General features: G+C 72.6%; 18 protein-coding genes. 11 read left to right on the plus strand and 7 right to left on the minus strand.

Going from position 1 to position 20,688, the window contains the following annotated elements; all coding sequences use genetic code 11:
• Positions 1–1,309 precede the first annotated feature (1,309 nt).
• The 4 genes from ACFW9D_RS02775 to ACFW9D_RS02790 all read right to left on the minus strand — a co-directional run bounded on the left by ACFW9D_RS02775 (position 1,310) and on the right by ACFW9D_RS02790 (position 5,362).
• Positions 1,310–2,551, minus strand: a complete 1,242-nt coding sequence (locus ACFW9D_RS02775; protein WP_384616955.1) for an MFS transporter — start codon at positions 2,549–2,551, stop codon at positions 1,310–1,312.
• Positions 2,548–3,900, minus strand: a complete 1,353-nt coding sequence (locus ACFW9D_RS02780) for a GH1 family beta-glucosidase (protein ID WP_384616957.1) — start codon at positions 3,898–3,900, stop codon at positions 2,548–2,550. Before ACFW9D_RS02780 ends, ACFW9D_RS02775 begins: the two co-directional genes overlap by 4 nt.
• A gap of 104 nt (positions 3,901–4,004) precedes the next feature.
• Complete coding sequence (locus tag ACFW9D_RS02785; RefSeq protein WP_384616959.1) at positions 4,005–4,271, minus strand: protealysin inhibitor emfourin; 267 nt, start codon at positions 4,269–4,271, stop codon at positions 4,005–4,007.
• 17 nt (positions 4,272–4,288) lie between these two features.
• Positions 4,289–5,362 carry a M4 family metallopeptidase gene (locus ACFW9D_RS02790; protein ID WP_384616961.1) on the minus strand — a complete coding sequence of 358 codons (1,074 nt, stop codon included), beginning with the start codon at positions 5,360–5,362 and terminating at the stop codon, positions 4,289–4,291.
• A 320-nt stretch (positions 5,363–5,682) separates the two neighbouring features.
• Between ACFW9D_RS02790 and leuA the strand changes: the two genes are divergently transcribed.
• From leuA to ACFW9D_RS02830, 8 genes are all read left to right on the plus strand, one after another.
• Positions 5,683–7,404 carry a 2-isopropylmalate synthase gene (gene leuA, locus ACFW9D_RS02795; protein ID WP_188339035.1) on the plus strand — a complete coding sequence of 574 codons (1,722 nt, stop codon included), beginning with the start codon at positions 5,683–5,685 and terminating at the stop codon, positions 7,402–7,404.
• Positions 7,405–7,589: 185 nt separating this feature from the next.
• Positions 7,590–8,288 carry a TerB family tellurite resistance protein gene (locus ACFW9D_RS02800; protein WP_384616963.1) on the plus strand — a complete coding sequence of 233 codons (699 nt, stop codon included), beginning with the start codon at positions 7,590–7,592 and terminating at the stop codon, positions 8,286–8,288.
• Between the two features lie 152 nt (positions 8,289–8,440).
• A complete protein-coding gene (locus tag ACFW9D_RS02805) occupies positions 8,441–10,504 on the plus strand; it encodes an MMPL family transporter (RefSeq protein ID WP_384616965.1) in 2,064 nt (687 codons plus the stop codon).
• 83 nt (positions 10,505–10,587) lie between these two features.
• Positions 10,588–11,871: a sensor histidine kinase gene (locus ACFW9D_RS02810; protein ID WP_384617067.1), complete on the plus strand. Its 1,284-nt coding sequence runs from the start codon at positions 10,588–10,590 to the stop codon at positions 11,869–11,871.
• A complete protein-coding gene (locus ACFW9D_RS02815; RefSeq protein ID WP_384616967.1) occupies positions 11,868–12,539 on the plus strand; it encodes a response regulator in 672 nt (223 codons plus the stop codon). Before ACFW9D_RS02810 ends, ACFW9D_RS02815 begins: the two co-directional genes overlap by 4 nt.
• Positions 12,540–12,708: 169 nt before the next feature.
• Positions 12,709–13,578: a hypothetical protein gene (locus tag ACFW9D_RS02820; protein ID WP_384616969.1), complete on the plus strand. Its 870-nt coding sequence runs from the start codon at positions 12,709–12,711 to the stop codon at positions 13,576–13,578.
• 133 nt (positions 13,579–13,711) lie between these two features.
• Positions 13,712–14,530, plus strand: a complete 819-nt coding sequence (locus tag ACFW9D_RS02825) for a dienelactone hydrolase family protein (RefSeq protein ID WP_384616970.1) — start codon at positions 13,712–13,714, stop codon at positions 14,528–14,530.
• Positions 14,531–14,554: 24 nt separating this feature from the next.
• Positions 14,555–16,198 carry a serine/threonine protein kinase gene (locus ACFW9D_RS02830; protein WP_384616972.1) on the plus strand — a complete coding sequence of 548 codons (1,644 nt, stop codon included), beginning with the start codon at positions 14,555–14,557 and terminating at the stop codon, positions 16,196–16,198.
• Here ACFW9D_RS02830 and ACFW9D_RS02835 read toward each other — a convergent pair.
• Positions 16,182–16,406 (minus strand): DUF397 domain-containing protein, encoded by a 225-nt coding sequence (locus ACFW9D_RS02835; protein WP_384617070.1) that lies wholly within the window; start codon positions 16,404–16,406, stop codon positions 16,182–16,184. The two genes, ACFW9D_RS02830 and ACFW9D_RS02835, sit on opposite strands and share 17 nt — an antisense overlap.
• On the minus strand, positions 16,364–17,197 hold the full coding sequence (locus tag ACFW9D_RS02840; protein WP_384616974.1) for a Scr1 family TA system antitoxin-like transcriptional regulator: 834 nt from the start codon (positions 17,195–17,197) through the stop codon (positions 16,364–16,366). Before ACFW9D_RS02840 ends, ACFW9D_RS02835 begins: the two co-directional genes overlap by 43 nt.
• A gap of 354 nt (positions 17,198–17,551) precedes the next feature.
• On the opposite strand from ACFW9D_RS02840, the gene ACFW9D_RS02845 reads away from it, so the two are divergent.
• Entirely contained in the window at positions 17,552–17,767 is a 216-nt protein-coding gene (locus ACFW9D_RS02845) for a hypothetical protein (protein ID WP_188339042.1), read from the plus strand.
• A gap of 13 nt (positions 17,768–17,780) precedes the next feature.
• Here ACFW9D_RS02845 and ACFW9D_RS02850 read toward each other — a convergent pair whose 3' ends face one another.
• Positions 17,781–19,211, minus strand: a complete 1,431-nt coding sequence (locus ACFW9D_RS02850) for an MFS transporter (RefSeq protein WP_384616978.1) — start codon at positions 19,209–19,211, stop codon at positions 17,781–17,783.
• A gap of 40 nt (positions 19,212–19,251) precedes the next feature.
• On the opposite strand from ACFW9D_RS02850, the gene ACFW9D_RS02855 reads away from it, so the two are divergent.
• Entirely contained in the window at positions 19,252–19,746 is a 495-nt protein-coding gene (locus ACFW9D_RS02855) for an Rrf2 family transcriptional regulator (RefSeq protein WP_188339044.1), read from the plus strand.
• Positions 19,747–19,933: 187 nt separating this feature from the next.
• Complete coding sequence (recO, locus tag ACFW9D_RS02860; protein WP_384616981.1) at positions 19,934–20,683, plus strand: DNA repair protein RecO; 750 nt, start codon at positions 19,934–19,936, stop codon at positions 20,681–20,683.
• Positions 20,684–20,688: the final 5 nt, after the last annotated feature.

Here is a 20,688-nt window from a genome sequence, read left to right on the forward strand (position 1 = left end):
CAGATACCCCGGGCGCCGGCGTCGGGCTTGGGGTGCGGCCCCCCCCCCCCCCCCCCCCCCCCCGGGGGCCCTCGGCCCGGCGCCGGGCGTACCCGAGTGGCGACTGGTTCGCGGCGAATCGATATGTGGCTCCGCAGCGTGGGAGCCGCTCAGCATGACGGTGTGGCTGTCGGCGATAATGCTCGGTTCCTACGGCCGCGCTGTAGCGGGTCCCGCAGTACACAGCTACGCCCGGCGCCGTCGTACGGCCTGTGCTGAGCCTTGATCCCACCCGCCCGCCCCCTCCGGGGGCGTCGGCCCGGCGCCGGGCGTACCCGAGCGGCGACTGGTTCGCGGCCAGAGCCGACAGGCACCCCGTAGGGGGCGCGGGGCTGTGTCGATGTGCGGCTCCACCGCGTGGGCGCGATCGGCCCTGTCTGCCTGGCGCCGGGGCAGACGTGCCCCGTAAGGGGCGCGGGGAACTGCGCGAGTAACCACGACGGTGGCGCGGTCGGCGGTGATGTCCGGCCCCCACGGCGTCGACGCCGTAGCCGAGCCCCGATGAACAGCGCACCCGGCGCCGGGGTGCCGCCTTGCCCACCCTCCCTCAAGCTCTCGCCTTCGCGCGTCGAGCAGGGAGGACTCCCATCGCCCCAGGCGGCAGACTGCCCAAGGCCAGGCCGACCGAAATGCGTACCCGGGCTGGGGCGTTGCCTGAGGCCGGGTGCTGGGCCGAACGCCCCCGGAGGGGGCGGGTGGGTGGGAGAGGGGCCGGGGCAAGCGGGCCAAGGTCGGGGCGGCCGGATGTGTGGCCGGGGCTGGGTGTTGCCTGAGGCCGGGTGCCGGGCCGATGTCCTGGAGGGGGTGTGCAGGGGAGGGGCGGCACGGATCCCGAGCCGGAGTGCTGGTCCGAGGCGGGCGGCTGGGGCGCTGTCCGAGGCCGGGCGCGGGGCCGACGTCCCTGGAGGGCTGGGGCGCAGGCGCCGGGCGGCTTGGGCACTGGCCCCGGCGCCCAGGGTGCCGCCCCGGCCGGAGGCGCGGCCGCGTTCGGTCCCGGTTCCGGCGCCCAGGGTGCCGCCCCGCGTCAGAGGCGCGGCCGCGCTCGGCCCCGGTACCCAGGGTGCCGCCCCGCGCCGGAGGCGCAGTCATGCTCAGGCCCGGCAAAGGCACCGACCAAGGAACTGGCCCCGGCACCCACGTTGCCGCCCCCGGCCAGAGGCGCAGCCGCGCTCAGGAACCGGCACCCACGTTGCCACCCCCGGCCGGAGGCGCAGCCGCGCTCAGCCCCCGGCCCCCGCATTGCCGCCCCCCGCCGGAGGCGTAGCCGTCGTCAGTCCACGCCCTTGATGCGATGGACCAGCAGCGCGCCCGCGAGGCCGATCGCCGCTGAGACCAGGTAGAGGACCCGGTAGCCGCCCAGTTGGCCGACCAGCGGCGCGGCCAGTACGGGCGCGGCCACCTGCGGCAAGGAGTTCGCGATGTTGATGACGCCGAGGTCCTTGCCCCGGTCCAGGGCCGCCGGAAGCACGTCCGTCATCAGGGCGAAGTCGACGGAGGTGAAGACACCGAAGCCCACCCCGAGCACCGCGGCGGCGACGAGCGCCCCGCTCCACGTCTGCCACCCGGACAGCACCCCCGTCGCGACAGCGATGAGTACCCCGGACCACAGGACGAACGGTTTGCGCCGGCCGACCCGGTCCGACCAGACCCCGCCCACCACCACCGTGGCGAGCAGCGTCACCCCGTTCACGGCGGTGAGGATCAGCACCCCGGACTCCGGGTCCGGATAGTGGAGTTGGTCGCGGAGGTAGTAGAAGAGGTACAGGAGAACGAGCGCGTTGCCGAGGTTGATCAGGAACCGGGTCAGCCAGGCCCACGCGAAGTCGGGATGGGCGCGCGGGCTCAGCCAGAACCCCGCGGCGAAGGCCCGCCACGACCAGGCGGGCCGATCGGCCGCGGCGAGCCGAAGATCGGGATGGCGCAGCACGTACGGCGCGACCCCGACCAGCGTGAAGACGGCACAGGCCGCGTACCCGGCCCCCGTCCCGCCGGCCAGCGTCGCGAGCCCGGTCCCGCCGACGACCCCGAGGATCTGCGCGGCCCCGAGCCATCCGCCGACCGCCCCGCGCTGGAGTCGCGGCACCCGGTCCGGCACGGCCGCGGTGACCGCCGCGAAGGCCGCGTTCAGTGTCAGCTGCACCAGGCACCAGCCCAGGAACAGCACCCAGACGGCCTCCGCGACCCCGAGCAGCAGCAGGGACAGCGCCCCGCCGACGGCCCCGGCCACGATCCACGGCGTACGCCGCCCGTAGCGGGACACGGTCCGGTCGGACAGCGCCCCGAACAGCGGGTTCGCGGCGAGGGAGACGACGGCCCCGGCCCCGGTGACCCAGGCGAGCAGCGACTCCTTCGACAGGCCGGTGCCGGGCGCGAACCGCTCCGACTGCTGGGCGAGAAGGATCTGGAGCGGCCCGTACCAGCCCACCCAGATCGCACCGTTGGCCAGCGACAGGGCGACCGTCCAGCCGCGCCGGACCCGCTCGGCGGGCTCTTCCAGGGCGAGCGCGCTCATGACCGCGGCGCCTTCTGCTCCCGCAGCGCGTCGCGCAGCCAGGCGTACGAGGCCTTCGGTGTGCGGGTCCCGGTCGCGTAATCGACGTGGATCAGGCCGAAGCGCTTGGTGTAGCCCTCGGCCCATTCCCAGTTGTCGAGGAGTGACCAGACGAAGTAGCCGCGCACGTCGGCGCCCGCCTCCATCGCCCGGTGCAGGGCCCGCAGGTGTCCGTCCAGGTAGGCGATGCGGGCCCGGTTGTCGAGGCCCTCGTACGCGCAGCCGTTCTCGGTGATGACGACGGGCGGCAGCCGGTCCCCGTACCGGTCGCGGAAGGAGGTGAGGAGTTCGGTGAGCGCGTCGGGGACGACGGGCCAGCCGAAGTCCGTCACCGGGTATCCCTCGATCTCCCGTACCGAGAAGGGCAGTTCGGCGGGCAGTGTCAGTCCGGAGAACTCCACGTCCGTACCGCCGGGCAGCGGCGCCCCCACCTTGGTCGGCTGGTAGTAGTTCACCCCGTACCAGTCGAGGGTGCCTTCGGAGATGACCTTCAGGTCGCCGGCGAGGTCGTCGGCCGGCATCAGCTCGCCGAACCCGTCGGGGTAGCGGCCGAGCAGCAGCGGGTCGGAGAAGAGCCGGTTGAGGACGACGTCGTACAGGTCGGCGGCCGCGGCGTCGGCCGGTCCGGCGGAGGCGGGCCAGGTCGGGCCGTGGGAGTTGGCGATGCCGATGTCGGTGGCGCCCGCCGCGCGCAGCGCCTGCGCGGCGAGCCCGTGCGCGAGGAGCTGGTGGTGGGCGACGGGCAGCGCGTCGAACAGCAGCTTCCTGCCGGGCGCGTGCGCGCCGAGGGCGTGGCCGAGCAGGGTGTGTTCGGCGGGCTCGTTGAGGGTGATCCAGGTGCCGGTGCGGTCGGCGAGCCGCGCCGCGACGGTCTGCGCGTGGGCGGCGAACCGGGCCGCGGTGTCCCGGGACAGCCAGCCGCCGGCCTCCTCGACCTCGACGGGCAGGTCCCAGTGGAAGAGGGTCGGAACCGGCCGCACGCCCCGCGCGCACAGCTCGTCGACGAGCCGGTCGTAGAAGTCGAGCCCGCCGGGCCGCAGCACTCGCGGCCAGGACACGGAGAAGCGGTACGCGCCGACCCCGAGATCGCGGACGAGGTCCACGTCCTCGCGGTGACGGGCCACGTGGTCGCAGGCCGTGTCCGCGGTGGAGCCGTCCTTGATCCGCCCGGGTTCGGCGCCGAACACGTCCCAGATCGAGGGCGCGCGTCCCTCGGCGGCGCCCTCGATCTGGTGGGCGGAGGTGGAGACACCCCACAGGAAGCCGGGCGGGAACTTCGGGAGCGGCGACGCGTCCGGGGTGGCTGGCATGGGCGCGATCATCCGTACCGACCGGTAGAGAAGTCAACGCCCGTGCAACCACCAGTAGTTACCGCGGGTATCACCCAGGCCGGAAACCCCGGGCGCTCCGGCCTTCAGGCGCCCTCCTTCAGGACCCGGGTGATCAGCCTGCGCTGCTCCGGAGTGAGCCGCGGATCCGCGCAGTACACCGTCCGCCCGTCCACGGTGATCGTGTAGCTGAACCCGTCGGGCACCCCGGTGGGCGGGCTGCCGCGGCCCTCGGCGAGCGCCGCCGCGGCCAGCTCCCGCCACTCGTGCTCGTCTGCGTGGCCCGCCGTGTCGATCTCGGCCTGCCGGGGGACCCCGGCGAAGCCGCCCGTGCGCCTGACGTGAATCCGCATGGCTGCCGCCTACCCGTTCAGCTCGTCGGCACCCCGACCTGTTCCCAGGCCTTGAGCACGGCCTGGGTCTCGTCGCCCGCCCCGTACCGCTCCCGGGCGGTCTCCGCGGTCAGCTGCGCGAAGTCCGCGAAGGAGGCGTCCCGTGCCAGCTCGCCGCCGGTGAGGGTGTCGAACCAGATCTGCCCGGCCCGCTCCCACGCCTGCCCGCCGAGCTCGGTGGCCAGCAGGTAGAAGGCGTGGTTGGGGATGCCGGAGTTGATGTGGACGCCGCCGTTGTCCTCCTCGGTGTCCACGTAGTGCTCCATGTCGGCGGGCTGCGGGTCCTTGCCGAGGACGTCGTCGTCGTACGCGGTGCCCGGCGCCTTCATGGAGCGCAGCGCCACGCCCTGGACGCTCGGCGCGAGCAGCCCCGCGCCGATCAGCCAGTCGGCCTCGGCGGCGCTCTGGCCGAGCGAGTACTGCTTGATGAGGGAGCCGAAGACGTCGGAGAGCGACTCGTTGAGGGCGCCCGGCTGGCCCGCGTAGGTCAGGTTCGCCGTGTACTGGGTGACGCCGTGGGTGAGTTCGTGGCCGATCACGTCGACGGGCAGGGTGAAGTCGAGGAAGATCTCGCCGTCCCCGTCGCCGAACACCATCTGCTCGCCGTTCCAGAACGCGTTGTTGTAGTCCTGGTCGTAGTGGACCGTCGCGTCGAGCGCGAGCCCGTTGCCGTCGATCGACCAGCGGGCGTACTTCCGCAGGTACAGCTCGAAGGTGGCGCCGAGGCCGGCGAACGCCCGGTTGACGGTGGCGTCCCGGCCCGGCTCGTCGCTCTCGCCGCGCACCTTCGTGCCGGGCAGTTCGGTGCCGTGCGCGGCGTCGTAGATGGTGCGGTTCGGCTTCTGGTCCTCGGGGGCGACGGGCCGGGGGACGACGGCGGTGCGGGCGACGACGGTGTCGCGGCGCCGGCCGCGCTCCAGGGCGTCGCGTTCGAGGGTGAGGCGGGCGCGCTCGGCGGCCGTCGCGTTCGAGGACCGGGCCACCTTGTCGAGCAGGTGCGGGGGGACGATCGAGCAGAAGACGGGCTGGAAGCCGGCGGGGTTCGAAGTCATCATGCAACGGTGGCACTGCGTCATCGTCCTGTCACGAGGTGCGACGGCGATTAGCGAAATAGAGCGAAATAGCGGGAGGGAGAGGTCGAAATAGAGGCGTACGTCACCTATGCCCGGTTACTCGCCGGTCGTCCCGCATACTGATACGACCCTCCGCACAAGAGCGGGACTCGGTTAAGGTGCTCAGCATCATGCGATTCGGGCTGCTTCTCCTTAGCTGCCGCGGCGAGGGCCTGTAGTCGAGGCCGACCCCCTCCCCGCGGAGTTTGGCGTTGCGCCGTCGGCCGCCTTACCGGCCACCCTCTGAGGAGCCCCGCATCATGGCGAACCGCCAGCAGACCAGCCGCATGCCCATCCACAAGTACGGTCAGTACGAGCAGGTCGACATCGCCGACCGCACCTGGCCGAACCAGCGGATCACCACTGCTCCTCGCTGGCTCTCCACGGACCTGCGCGACGGCAACCAGGCCCTGATCGACCCCATGTCGCCCGAGCGCAAGCGCCGGATGTTCGACCAGCTGGTCAAGATGGGCTACAAGGAGATCGAGGTCGGCTTCCCGGCCTCCGGCCAGACCGACTTCGACTTCGTCCGCTCGATCATCGAAGAGCCGGGCGCCATCCCGGACGACGTGACGATCTCCGTACTGACCCAGGCCCGCGAGGACCTGATCGAGCGCACGGTGGAGTCGCTGAAGGGCGCCAAGCGCGCCACGGTCCACCTGTACAACGCCACCGCTCCCGTCTTCCGCCGCGTGGTCTTCCGCGGCTCCAAGGACGACATCAAGCAGATCGCCGTCGACGGCACCCGCCTGGTGATGGAGTACGCGGAGAAGCTGCTGGGCCCCGAGACCGAGTTCGGCTACCAGTACAGCCCCGAGATCTTCACGGACACCGAGCTGGACTTCGCCCTGGAGGTCTGCGAGGCCGTCATGGACGTCTACCAGCCGGGTCCGGGCCGCGAGATCATCCTCAACCTGCCCGCCACGGTGGAGCGTTCGACCCCGTCGACGCACGCGGACCGCTTCGAGTGGATGGGCCGCAACCTGTCCCGCCGCGAGCACGTCGTCCTGTCGGTCCACCCTCACAACGACCGGGGCACCGCCGTCGCCGCGGCCGAGCTGGCCGTGATGGCCGGCGCCGACCGCGTCGAGGGCTGCCTGTTCGGCCAGGGCGAGCGCACCGGCAACGTCGACCTGGTCACCCTGGGCATGAACCTGTTCTCGCAGGGCGTCGACCCGCAGATCGACTTCTCCGACATCGACGAGATCCGTCGCACGTGGGAGTACTGCAACCAGATGGAGGTCCACCCGCGCCACCCGTACGTGGGCGACCTGGTCTACACGTCCTTCTCCGGCTCCCACCAGGACGCCATCAAGAAGGGCTTCGACGCCATGGAGGCCGACGCGAAGGCCAAGGGCGTCACCGTCGACGACATCGAGTGGGCCGTCCCGTACCTGCCGATCGACCCGAAGGACGTCGGCCGCTCCTACGAGGCCGTCATCCGGGTCAACTCGCAGTCCGGCAAGGGCGGTATCGCGTACGTCCTGAAGAACGACCACAAGCTGGACCTGCCGCGCCGCATGCAGGTCGAGTTCTCCAAGGTCATCCAGGCCAAGACCGACGCCGAGGGCGGCGAGGTCACGCCGAAGGACATCTGGAACGTCTTCCAGGACGAGTACCTGCCCAACGCGGGCAACCCGTGGGGCCGCATCCAGGTCAAGACGGGCCAGACCACGACCGACACCGACGGTGTGGACCGCCTGACGGTCGAGGCCGAGGTGGACGGCACCGAGCAGATCCTGGTCGGTACGGGCAACGGTCCGATCTCCGCGTTCTTCGACGCGCTGCAGGCCATCGGCGTCGACGCCCGCCTGCTGGACTACCAGGAGCACACGATGAGCGAGGGCGCCTCGGCCGTCGCCGCCTCGTACATCGAGGTCGCCATCGAGGACAAGGTCCTGTGGGGCATCGGCATCGACGCGAATACGACACGTGCGTCGCTGAAGGCCGTCGTCTCCGCGGTGAACCGCGCCGCCCGCTGACTCCTCTGAGCTGGCGTTTCCCGGCCCCGTGCACCTTTTGTCGGTGTGCGGGGCCGCGTCATGTCTCGGCCAGGACGTCTGTTCGCCGTGATCCCGTCGTGACCAAGGTACTGACGCCGCCTCGGTGATGTGGCTAACATCACGCCAGCGTCGCGATGTTGCGGCGCCGTTACGGAGGTGTGCACGTGCTGCCGAAGCTGGGACAAACACGGCGAACCGGGCTCACGCGCGTACTCGGCGTGCACACCACCTGGACCACCGTGGGCGACGGGGAGTTCTTCTGCCCGGGCTGCGGCGGCGACCGCAACTATCAGCGGCGCACCGGCCGGCGCCGTTTCACCGTGCTCGGCGTCCCGCTCGTGCCGCGCGGCCACACCGGCCCCGTCGTCCAATGCGCCGCCTGCGAGCACCGGTTCGGCATGGACGCCCTCGACCACCCGACCACGCACCGCTTCTCGGCGATGCTCCGCGACGCCGTGCACACCGTCGTCCTCGCCGTCCTCGCGACCGGCGGCACCGCCTCCCGCACCACCCTGGAGTGCGCCGTCGGCATCCTGCGCGGCGCCGGCTTCGACGACTGCTCCGAGGTCCAACTCGCCGCGCTCGTCGAGGCGTTGGTGACCGACGCGGGCCGGCTGCCCGAGCACGCCGGATCCGGCGCCGGGCTCGCCATCGAGCTGCACGAGGCGCTCGACCCGATCGCGGCACACCTCGCGCCCGCCGGACGGGAGTCGATCCTGACCCAGGGCGCGCGGATCGCCCTCGCGGACGGCCCGTACTCGGCCGCCGAGCGCGATGTCCTCGGCACCGTCGGCGCCGCCCTCACCATGTGCACGGACGAGGTCTCCGAACTGCTCCTCGCGGCGGCCCGCACCCCCAGCTGATCCGTCCGCAGTACTCCCGCGGGAGTAGTCCCGTGCCCGTACCGACCCCGGCAGTAGGGCCGGAGTCCGCCGCGGGCGCGATGGAAAGCCCCTCGCCGTCCAAGAGTCTGGTGGCACCGGACTTCAGGACATCGACACGAGGGGGCCGACCCATGGCGGGATCACCGGTACGGAAGGGGCGCGCGGTGCCGTGGGTGCTGCTCGCGCTCTGGATCGGCGTGCTGGCGCTCGCGGGACCGTTCGCCGGAAAGCTCGGCGACGTGCAGCACGACCGCGCGGTCGACTATCTGCCGGCGAGCGCCGACTCCACGCAGGTCGCCAGGATCCAGGAGGAGCTGCCCGGCGGCGAGACCACCGAACTGGTCCTCGTCTACCACCGCGACGGCGGCCTGACCGCCGCCGACAGGACCGAGGCGGCCCGCCAGGTCACCGCCGTCGACGCGAAGCTGGACCTCGTCGCCCCGCCGCGGGGCGTTCCGTCGAAGGCGGGCGACACCCTGATGTACCCGGTCGCGAGCACCGGCCCCGGCATCGACGAGAAGGCCCGCGACGCGTTCGTGGGCGACGTGCGGGACCTCGCCCACGACACCGGCGGGCTGAACGTCGAGGTCGGCGGGCCCGGCGCCCTCGCCACCGACGCCTCCGAGGTCTACCAGTCGCTCGACGGACCGCTGCTCTACACGACCGTCGCCGTCGTCGCCCTGCTCCTCGTCCTGATCTACCGCAGCCCGTTCCTCTGGCTCGTCCCGCTCGCCGTCGCGGGCGTCGCCGACTTCCTCTCCATGGGCGTCGCCTACGGCCTCCACCAGGCCTTCGGCACCACGATCAGCGGCCAGAGCTCGGGCGTCATGACGATCCTCGTCTTCGGCGCGGGCACCGACTACGCCCTCCTCATCGTCTCCCGCTACCGCGAGGAACTGCGCCGCGTGCAGCGCCCGTACGACGCGATGCGCGCGGCCCTGCGCGGCTGCGGGCCCGCCGTGCTCGCCTCCTCCGGCACCGTCGCCGCCGGGCTGCTCTGCCTGCTCGCCGCCGACCTCAACTCCTCGCGCGGCATGGGCCCCCTCGGCGCCGTCGGCGTGCTCTGCGCGCTCGTCGCCATGCTCACCCTGCTGCCCGCCGTGCTCGTCCTGCTCGGCCGGCGCGTGTTCTGGCCGCTCGTGCCCGCGTTCGGCTCCGAGCCGAAGCAGCGCAGGTCGCTGTTCTCCGCGATGGGCTCCTCGGCCGGGCGCAGGCCGCTCGCCGTCCTCGGCGCCGGGGCCGTCCTGCTCGGCGCCCTCGCTCTCGGCGTGCTCAACCTGCCGGGCAGCCTCAAGCAGGAGGACTCCTTCACCGACAAGCCGGACTCGGTCACCGCGATGCGGACCCTCGCCGCCGCCTACCCGGACCGCAGCGCCCAGCCGATCACCGTGATCGCCCCCGCCGGGGACGCGGACCGGGCCGTCGCCGCCGCCCGCACCACCCCCGGCGTCGCCGAGGTACGGGCCGGGCGCAGCGGAGCGGGCTGGACCGAGATCAGCGTGACCGCCGACGCCGCCCCGCAGACCGCCGCCGAGACCCGCACCATCGAGGCGCTGCGCGACCGGCTCGACGGACAGGGCGCCTACGTCGGCGGACCCAGCGCCGAGCAGCTCGACCTCAAGGACACCAACGCCCGCGACCGCCTCGTCGTCGTCCCGATCGTCCTCGCGGCCGTCCTCCTCATCCTCGTCGCCCTGCTCCGCAGCCTCGTCGCACCGCTGCTCCTGCTCGTCGCGGTGGTCGCCGTGTGGGGCGCTTCCCTCGGCATCGCCGGACTCGTCCTCGAGCCCCTCTTCGGCTTCTCCGGCACCGACCCCGGCCTCGGACTGCTCTCCTTCGTCTTCCTCGTCGCCCTGGGCGTCGACTACGGGATCTTCCTCATGCACCGCATGCGGGAGGAGGTCCTCGGCGGCCAGGAGACCGGCGCGGCCGCGCTCACCGCGCTGCGCACCACCGGCGGCGTGATCGCCTCGGCCGGACTCGTGCTCGCCGCGACCTTCGCCGTACTCATCAACATGCCGCTCGTGCAACTCGTCGAGCTCGGCTTCGTCATCGCCGTCGGCGTCCTCCTCGACACGTTCCTCGTCCGTACGTACCTGGTCACCTCGGCGAGCCTCGCGCTCGGCCGGAAGGTCTGGTGGCCGGGCCCGCTCGCCCGGAAACCGGCGGCCCCGCGCCCACCGGCCGCCTCGTAACCCGAACACCCCATTATGTCACCGACGGCGCCCCTCCTTGCGGGTGGGGCGCCTTCCTCCCCGAAGATGGACCGGTGGACGCCATGCGACTGCTCCAGACACCCGGGTTCGGCCCCCGCCCCGACCGGCACGGCGGGCCGCCGGACCCCGGCCGTGTGCTCCGCCGCGACGCGGCGACCGCCGCGCTCCTCGCGGCCGTCGCCGTGGCCCTGGCCCTCACAGTGCGGGCCGACGGCCGGGAGCCCGACGCGATCGGCTGGGTGCTGCTCCTCGCCGCGCACGTCCCGGCGGTCTGGCGCCGCCGCGCCCCACTCGCCGCGTTCCTGGGCGTGGCCGCCTGCGTCGTCCCGTACCACGCGCTGGGGTACACCGACTCGGCGCCGGTGGCCGTCTCCCTGTTCATGCTGTTCACCGTCGCCCTCACCGGACGGCCCCGGCGCTCGCTCCTCATCGGGGCGGGCGTCATCGGCCTGATGCTCGCGGTGAAGTTCAGCCGGGGCATGGCCGAGGGCGCGCAGGCGGTGCGGGTCTCCGGCTGGATCGTCACGGTCGTGCTCTTCGGTGTCTACGCGCGCGTGCACCAGCAGTACGTGGCCTCGGTCGTCGAGCGCGCCGAGAAGGCCGAACGCACGCGGGAGGAGGAGGCCCGCCGCCGGGTCGCCGAGGAGCGCCTGCGGGTGGCCCGTGACCTGCACGACCTTCTCGCCCACAGCATCACGCTCGTCGGCGTGCAGACCTCGGTCGCGGCGCACGTCCTGAACGCCGACCCCGACCGCCTCGACCGCGCGGCCGTCGCCAAGGCGCTCGACGACATCGCCGACACGTGCCGCTCCGCGCGCGGCGAACTCCGGGCCACCCTCGAAGTGCTGCGCGCCAACCCGGACGAGTCGCGCGGCCCACTGCCCGGCCTCGACGGCATCCCCGAACTCGTCGCGGCGGCCCGCACGGCCGGGGCGAGGGTGACGGCGACCCTCGACCCGGTGCGGGCGCAGCCGGAGGTGCCGCCGGCGGTGGGCGCGGCCGCCTACCGGATCGTCCAGGAGGCATTGACGAACGCGGTCCGCCACGGCGGCCCGGACGTGTCGATCCGGGTCGAGATCCGGGCGGGGGAGGGCGAGTTGCGGCTGACGGTCCAGGACGACGGCACGGGCACGGACGCCCCGCCCACGGGTGCGGGCTTCGGCCTCATCGGCATGAGAGAGCGCGCCCGCAGTGTCCTGGGCACCTTGGAAGCGGGCCCGAGGGACAGCGGCGGCTTCAGGGTGGAAGCGGCGTTGCCCATGGCGCCGCGAGGGGCGCGGGGAACTGCGCGACCAGCCACGACGGACGCGCCACCCACCGCCGAACCGATCGAGGAACGGCGATGACGACCCCCATCAGAGTGCTGCTCGCCGACGATCAGGCCCTGGTCAGAGCCGCCTTCGCCCTGCTGATCAACTCCGCCCCCGACATGGAGGTCGTGGCCGAGGCCAAGTCCGGCCGAGAGGCGGTGGAGGCGACCAGGGAGGCGAGAGCCGACCTGGTCGTGATGGACATCCGCATGCCCGACATCGACGGCATCGAAGCCACCCGCCGCCTCGCCGCCGACGAGGACCTGGCCGGTGTGAAGGTCCTCATGCTGACCACCTACGACACCGACGAGCACGTCGTCGAGGCGCTGCGGGCGGGCGCCTCCGGCTTCCTCGTCAAGGACACCCGCCCCGCCGAACTCCTCGACGCCATCAGGACGGTCGCCGCCGGCGAGGCCCTGCTGTCCCCGGGCCCCACGGCCCGCCTGATCGCCCGCGTCCTGCGCGCCCCCGAGATCCCCGCCCCGGACGACGACGGCTGCCTCGAGCAGCTCTCGCCCCGCGAACGCCAGGTCCTGACCCTCGTGGCCCGCGGCCTGACCAACACGGAGATCGCCGACACCCTGGGCCTGAGCCCGCTCACCGCGAAGACCCACGTGAGCCGCATCATGGGCAAGCTCGGCGCCCGCGACCGCGCCCAACTGGTCATCCTCGCCTACGAGTCAGGCCTCGTCGTGCCCGGCTGAGCGCACCGCCCGGCCTCTCCCGGGCGACGGACGACGGGCGAACAGGCCTTCGGGGCAGGGGCGGGCGCATCACCCTTTCGGCTCAAGGGCACGGCCCCGCCGGGTCTATCCGGGAGCCGCCGCGTTAGCGGTGGCGGATACCGCACCCGGAGTTGCAGAAAGGTTTCTGATGACCGCCCTGTCCATCGACTTCACCCAGGGGCTGAACGATGCCTGGTCGAAGGTCGCCCAGTTCGTCCCCCGGCTCGCCGCCTTCCTGATCATCCTGGTCGTCGGCTGGTTCGTCGCCAAGGTGATCCGCAACGTGCTCGACCGGGTCCTGCGCAAGGCCGGTTCCGAGCGCCTGGCCCGCTCGGCGGGCGCCGACAAGCTGCTCAAGGGCGCGTCCTTCGACCTGACCGGACTCGTCTGCAGAATCGTTTACCTGGCCCTGATGCTGATCATTCTCCAGCTCGCCCTCGGCACCTTCGGGCCCAACCCGGTCAGCGACATGATCAACGGCCTCGTCGCCTGGCTGCCCCGCGCCGTCGTCGCCGTCGTGCTCGTCGTCGTCGCCATGGCCGTCGCCAACGCCGTCCGCTCCATCGCCGCGGGCGCCCTGGCCGGCACCTCGTACGGGCACACGGTCGCCGGCGTCCTGTGGGGAGCCGTCGTCGCGCTCGGCGTCATCGCCGCGCTCGGCCAGGCCGGCATCGCCACCACGGTCACCCAGCCGGTGCTCTACGCGATCCTCGCCACCGTCGCGGGCATCCTGATCGTCGGCGTGGGCGGCGGCATGATCATGCCGATGCGGCAGCGCGTGGACCGCTGGATGAACGCCGCCGAGCAGGAGGCCGCCCGGGCCAAGGGCGCCGGCGGCCCGGCCGCGTACCAGGCCGGTCACCAGGACGCCCGCGCCCAGGCCCAGCCGCCGCAGCAGGCCCACCCGTACCCGCAGGGCACGTACGCCCCGGGCGCGGGCCCCACGTACGGCGGGCAGCACCCGGGCGGCGCGCAGTACCAGGGCGGAGCACAGCACCAGGGCGGCCCGGGCTGGTAGACCCGCCCGGCCCGTGTCGCCGCCCCCGCCCGCGGCCCCGCAGCCCCGGACGGGGGCGACGCGGCGGCCCCGACCGGTTCTGGATCAGGTCAAATCCCCGCCAGGGAACCGGTGTTCGAGGCACGCTGCGACGGTGACGCACGCAGAAGAACCCGCCAGTGAAGCCCGTACGCCCGGCACCGCCGCCGTCCTCACGCAGACGGCCGACATCCCGGTCCCGGGCGCGCCGACCCGCATGACCACGTACCTGGCCCGCCCCGCCGAGCCCGGCGACCACCCGGTCGTCCTCCTCGGCGGCGAACTCTGGGGCCTCAACGACGACATCCGGGCCGTCGCCCGCCAGGTCGCGGCCCTCGGTCACGTCGCCGTCGTCCCGAACCTCTACCACCGCACCGACCCCGCGTCCCGGGACGGCTTCGCCCGCTCCGACGCGAACCGCGCCCACGCCTTCGACCTCGTCGGACGGCTCACCCGCGACGAGGTCGAGGCCGACTTCCGCGCCGCCGCCGACCACGCGCGGCCCCACGCGGGCGCCGCCGACCGCACCGGCATCCTCGGCTTCAGCCTCGGCGGCCATCTCGCCTACTTCGCCGCGACCCGCCTGCGCCTGGCCGCCGCCGCGATCTACTACCCCGGCTGGCTCGCCACCCCCGGCACGGCCCTCAGCCGGCCCGCCCCGCTCCTCGACGACACCGACCGCATCGCCGAACACGGCACGCGCGTCGCGCTGTTCTATGCCGGACGCGACCACATCATCGACGCCGCCCAGGTCGAGGCCGCCCGCACCGCCCTCACCGGGGCCGGGGTCCGCCACGACATCACCGTCCACGAGGAAGCGCCGCACGCGTTCTTCTTCCCAGGGCACGACACGTACGACAAGGTGGCCGCGGACCAGTCCTGGGAGCGGGTCGCGGACCTCTTCCGGACAGAGCTGAGGCACGGCAACGGGTGACGACGGAGAACAAAGGGGGACGGCATGCCCAAGGCGGCATTCCGGTTCACGGCGCTACAGGCGCAGGACCCGGCGGAGCTGGGGGACTTCCGGCCGGTGGCACGGCTGGGGGAGGGCGGGATGGGGCAGGTGTTCATCGCGTTCTCGCCGGGCGGGCACCCAGCCGCCGTGAAGGTGATCCGCCCCGAGTTCGCGCGGGACGCCGAGTTCGGGGAGCGGTTCGAGCGGGAGGTGCGGGCCGCGCAGAAGGTCCGCGGCGCCCACCTCGCGCCGCTCCTCGACGCGGACCCGCACGCCGAACAGCCGTGGCTGGCCACGGGGTTCGTCGCCGGGCCCACCCTGCGCGACCTCGTCACCGAGCGCGGCCCGCTGCCCGCGCCGCAGGTGCTGCTGCTGGCCTGGGGCATCGCCCACGCCCTCGCCGACATCCACGCCGCGCACGTCGTGCACCGCGACCTCAAGCCCGGCAACATCATGCTCGACGAGACGGGCCCCAAGGTCATCGACTTCGGCATCGTCAAGTCGCTGACCCAGTCCGTGACGTACAGCAGCCACTCCACGCGGGTCGGCACCCCGCTCTACATGTCGCCGGAGCAGGCCATGGGCCGCTCCGTCGGTGAGCCGTCCGACATCTTCGCCCTCGGCTCCACGCTGTACTTCCTCGCGACGGGCCAGGAGGCGTTCGGCGCGGAGAACGAATGGGGCGTCGCCCACCGCATCGTGGCCGACGACCCCGACCTGTCGGCGATCCGCTCCGCGCCCCTACGGGACCTGCTGACCGCCTGCCTCGACAAGGAACCCGCCGAACGGCCGGCCGCCCCGCAGATCCTCGGACTGTGCGAGCGGGAACTCGGCGACGACCTCGGCCCCGGCGCCTGGATGCGGGTCAGCGGGGCGCGCGAGGCCATTCAGGAGCGCACGGCGGCGCTGCGCACGCTCGCACGGCACGACGACGACCCGTCCTCCGCCGTCACCGTGCCGCGACCGCGAGACGTGCCGAAGACCCGGGCGGCCACCGAACTGCGCCTGCGTGACGCGATGAAGGCCCGGGCCGCCGATCTGGAACCGCCGGTCCCCGCCCCGACCAAGGTCGCGAAGACGCCGGTACCGCCCGAGCCGAAGCGCCCGGGGCGTACGGGTGGCGTCGTCGCCGTCCACCTGTTCAAGCTCGCGCTCGCGGCGATCGTCCTCTTCATCGCCTCGGCCAATCCGATCATGACCGAGACATGGACCAGCGACTCCACGGGACGGCAGGTCTCCCAGGTGACGGGGTCCTTCGACTGGGCGGACCCCTGGCGGTCGTACGCCAGCGGCATCCCCGGCGTGACCTCGGACTGGGCGGTCGTTCCGGTCGGCGTCCTCGGCACGGCCGTACTGATCGTGTGCGGCCTGCTGTATCTGCTGCGGCTGTCCTCGGACTCCGACTACCGGGCCTGGTCCGGCGTGGCGGCCGCCGTCGCGGCCATCTGGACCGTTGTCCTGACCCTCATGGGGATCTTCCTGATCGTCATGACGCTCGGGGTGACGATCGACGACGACAACCCCGCGTACGACATCCGGTCCGTGCTCGAACCCGGGGGCTGGATGCTGCTCCTCGCCAACGTCGTCGCGGCCGAGGCGATCTGGCACACGTCCAACCGCCTCGACGCGCTCAGCAAGGCCGCCTGACCCCGTCCACGAACGCGGCCCACGCCCCGGCCCCGATCACGACGACGTCCCCGCCCGCGACCTTGGAGTCCCGGACGGGGACGACGCCGGGGACTCCGTCGGCGACCTCGACGCAGTTGCCGCCGTCGCCGTCGCTGTGGGTGGACTTGCGCCAGTGGGCACCGGTCAGGTTGTACTCGCGCATCGCTCGTAGTCCTCCGCCGCCGATTCGATCAGGGCCAGGGACGCCTCCGGCGGTAGCGCGGCGACCCTGAGCAGATCGTAAGCCGCCCGTGTCCGCTTCACTACTGCCGGATCGTCCAGCAGGTTCCCCGAATACACCGCCTCTGTATAGGCGGTTGGGGGAGCGTCCGCGAACTCCATGAGCCGCAGCGACTTGCCCATCTGGGCATGCGCGCCGGCCGTGTACGGCAGTACGAGCACCAGCGCGTGGCGCTCACGGGACAGCATGGTGAGCTGCCGCAGTTGCCGGGCCATGACGGCCGGGCCCCCGACCGGCACGCGCAGGGCTGTCTCGTGCAAGATCGCCCAGTACAGGGGGCGGGTGTCACCCCGGAGGAGTTGGGCGCGTTCCAGCCGAGCCGCGACGATCTCCTCGATGTGCCCCTCGGGGGCGAAGGGATTACTGGCGAGGGTGATTGCCCGGGCGTACTCGGCAGTCTGGAGGAGACCGGGGATGACGAACGGCTCGAAGTCGCAGAGCACGGTCGCCAGCCTCTCCAGCTCTGCGGTGGCGGCGAAATACTCCGCATACCGGCGATCATCGATGAGCTGGCGCCACATCCGCTCGAAAATACCGTCGGTTTGCAGCGCCTCGTCAATCCTCTGGGCTACGTCCAACTGTGGCTTGCGAATTGCCTGTTCGAACTGGCCGATGTAGCCGCCGGAAACGAATACGCGTAAGCCCAACTCCACTTGGGTCAGACCGGCGTCCTCGCGGCGCCGCTTCAGTTCGAGTCCGAAGAACTCCCACGCCGCTTGTCGCGAACCATTGGCCATGGCCAACCCCCAGGTGCAGCCCCGCAGTTGTAGTGCACAGAGCCTTCCCCACTGTAGAGACGCGACGCCACCGTTGAGGTGCGAAGCGTGAAATCGAATCGGGAAGGGGAGCCACGTGAAGGGCAACGGGAACCATGCCGCGCGGTGCGTGGAGGAAGCCGAGGAAACGGTGGAGAATGTGCGAGCCGCACTCGCGAGGGTCGGAATTGTGCTGCCGTCGCTGGGCCTGGATCCCGGGTCAATCGCACGGAGTGCCCCGTGTCCATTGGTGGAATTGGGGCGTTGTTCGGTTGACGCGGCGTCCCGTCTCGCCGCCGTCCTCCTCGCAAGCCCGGACGACAGGAGCGCAGCGCGATGAAGCCACCGATCGGTTCGTACGCGGTCGACACGAGCACCGGTCAGGTGGGACGGGTGATGGGGCACGAGGGCCCGTACGTACAGCTGCGGCCGTACGGGGGCGGGCGGGAGTGGGACTGTCCGCCCGAGGTGCTGCGGGAGGCGACGACCCACGAGCGCCTGCGGGCGGCGACGACGTACGCGAACCGGCGCAGCCGGGGCGAGGTCCCCTAGGGCCGGCCCTGGGTCACCGGGTCCTCCGCAGGAGCACGCAGGCGGTGGCGGCGAGGGCCGCCGAGGCGGCGCACACCGGTACCGCGCCCCAGGTGAACCAGAGCGCCCCGAGCAGGGCGACGCCGAGGGAACCGGCGGCCTGCTGAGCGGTGTTGAGCAGCCCGGAGGCGGCACCGGCGGAGGTGGGTGCGACGCGGGACAGGGCGGCGCCGATGAGGGGCGGGAGCAGCAGACCGTTGCCGAGGCCGTTGAGGGCGAGCGCGGGGAGCAGGGCCGCGGCTCCGGGGCTGTCGGACAGGGCGAGCAGGCCGGCGAGCAGGGTCAGGCCGGCGAGGACGAGCACGCCGCCCAGCAGGGGGGAGCGCGACCCGAACCGTGCGGTGAGCCGCCCGCTCGCCAGTGCTCCGGCGCTGAAGAGGACGGCCTGCGGAAGGAACACGAGCGCGGCGGTGAACGGGCCGAGCCCCAGGTCGGACTGGAGCAGCAGGGCCAGGGCGAACATGTAGCCGCCGAAGTAGGTCTGGAAGAGGCCGACGGCGACGAGCAGCGTCACGTAGGGGCGGTTGCGGAGCAGGACGGGGTCGAGGACCGGTTCGCCGCCGCGCGCCCGCAGGGCGCGCTGCCGGCGCCAGGTCGCCCAGCCGGCCGGGACGGCGGCCGCCAGGCAGAGCCAGGTCCACGCCGGCCAGCCCGCCTCGCGGCCGAGGGTCGCCGGGATCAGCAGCAGGGCCAGGAGGAGCGTGACGCCGAGCGCTCCCGGACCGTCGAACCCGCGCCGGGCACCGGACAGGGCGGGCAGCGCGCGGAAGGCGAGCAGGGCCGCGGCGGCGCCCACGGGGACGTTGACGAGGAACACGCTGCGCCAGCCGAGCCCGAACACGTCCGCCTGCAGCAGCACCCCGCCGAGCAGCTGCCCCGCGATCGAGCCGAGCCCGGCCGTCGCCCCGTACCAGGCGGTGGCCCGGCCGCGATGTTCGGCGGGGTAGCGGGCCGTCACCAGGGACAGCACCTGCGGCACCATCACCGCGGCGGCGAGCCCCTGCGCGAGGCGCGCGGCGACCAACTGGCCCGCGTCCTGGGCGAGCCCGCACAGCAGGGACGTCACGGTGAAGGCGAGCATGCCGGTCACGAACATCCGCCGGTACCCGAAGCGGTCGCCCAGCCGGCCGCCGGTGATGAGACCGGCCGCGTACGCCAGGGCGTAACCGGCGACGACGAGTTCGAGCGCGGCGTCGCTCGCGCGCAGGTCGGTGCGGAGCGCCTCCGTCGCGACGTTCACCACGAACAGGTCGAAGCTCGCCATGAACGTCGCGGTGAGGGCGACCGCGAGCATCCTGCGGTCGGCGGGGGAGGGCCGCGCGGCAGCCGCCCCCGTCGCTGTCTTCGTCGGTGTCTTCGCTTCCTCGGTCATGTCGGCCATGAGGTACATCGATATCATCGACATTGAATATCCATCAAGTGGTCCGAGCGGTAGTCTCGGGGCCATGAAGCTGTCGCAAGGGGTCGAGTGGGCGCTGCACTGCTGCGTTCTGCTCGTGCAGGCGGAGCCGGGGGCGGCCGTGCCCCGGACCACCCTCGCCGGGTACTACGGGCTGCCGGACGCGTACCTCGCCAAGCACCTCAAGTCGCTGGCCGCGGCAGGGGTGCTGATCGCCACGTCCGGGCCGCGCGGAGGGTTCCGGCTGGCCCGCGACCCGAAGGACATCACGGTGCTCGACGTCGTCGAGGCGGTCGAGGGCTCGGCCCCGCCGTTCGTCTGCACCGAGATCCGGCAGCGGGGCGCGTGCGCGGTACCGGCCGACCGGTGCGAGGGGCCCTGTGGGGTCGCGCAGGTCATGTACGACGCGGACCGTGCCTGGCGAGACTCGCTCCGGTCCGCCACGGTCGCCGGCCTCAGCGACTCGCTCCCGGCCGCGCTGCACGAGCGGGCCCGGGCCTGGCTGAAGAACCCGTCGGCCCCGCTGCCGCCCTTCGCGTGAAGGCAGAATGGACACATGACTTCCCCGTTCCGTGACGACAGCGCCCGAGGCGGCGCGCGATGAGTCTTTTCCGTGACGACGGGATCGTTCTGCGCACCCAGAAGCTCGGTGAAGCCGACCGGATCATGCTGTTTTCTTCCGGGGGGCGACCCCCGTACCCCCGGCCGGACATGCGCGGGGGTGTGCGATGAGTCTTTTCCGTGACGACGGGATCGTGTTGCGCACCCAGAAGCTCGGTGAAGCCGACCGGATCATCACGCTGCTCACGCGGGGGCACGGGCGGGTGCGGGCCGTGGCTCGGGGAGTGCGGCGGACCAAGTCGAAGTTCGGGGCGCGGCTCGAACCCTTCTCGCACGTGGACGTGCAGTTCTTCGCGCGGGGCAGCGAGCTGATCGGGCGCGGGCTGCCGCTGTGCACGCAGAGCGAGACCATCGCCGCGTACGGTGGCGGGATCGTCAGCGACTACGCCCGGTACACCGCCGGGACGGCCATGCTGGAGACGGCCGAGCGGTTCACCGATCATGAGGGCGAGCCCGCGGTGCAGCAGTACCTGCTGCTCGTCGGCGCCCTGCGCACCCTCGCCCGCGGCGAGCACGAGCCGCACCTCATCCTCGACGCCTTCCTGCTCCGCTCCCTCGCCGTGAACGGGTACGCGCCGAGTTTCGGGGACTGCGCGCGGTGCGGAATGCCCGGTCCCAACCGGTTCTTCTCGGTCGGCGCCGGCGGCTCGGTTTGCGTCGACTGCCGGGTACCGGGCAGCGTCGTACCCTCACCCCAGGCCCTCGACCTGCTCGCTGCGCTGCTGACCGGCGACTGGGAGACCGCGGACGCGTGCGAGGCACGGTTCGTGCGCGAGGGCAGCGGGCTGGTGTCGGCGTACCTGCACTGGCACCTGGAGCGCGGTCTGCGCTCGTTGCGTTACGTAGAGAAAAGCTGAAGCTG

Origin of the sequence: Streptomyces sp. NPDC059524 (assembly GCF_042749255.1) — a bacterium.
GTDB classification, from domain to species: Bacteria; Actinomycetota; Actinomycetes; order Streptomycetales; family Streptomycetaceae; genus Streptomyces; species Streptomyces xanthii.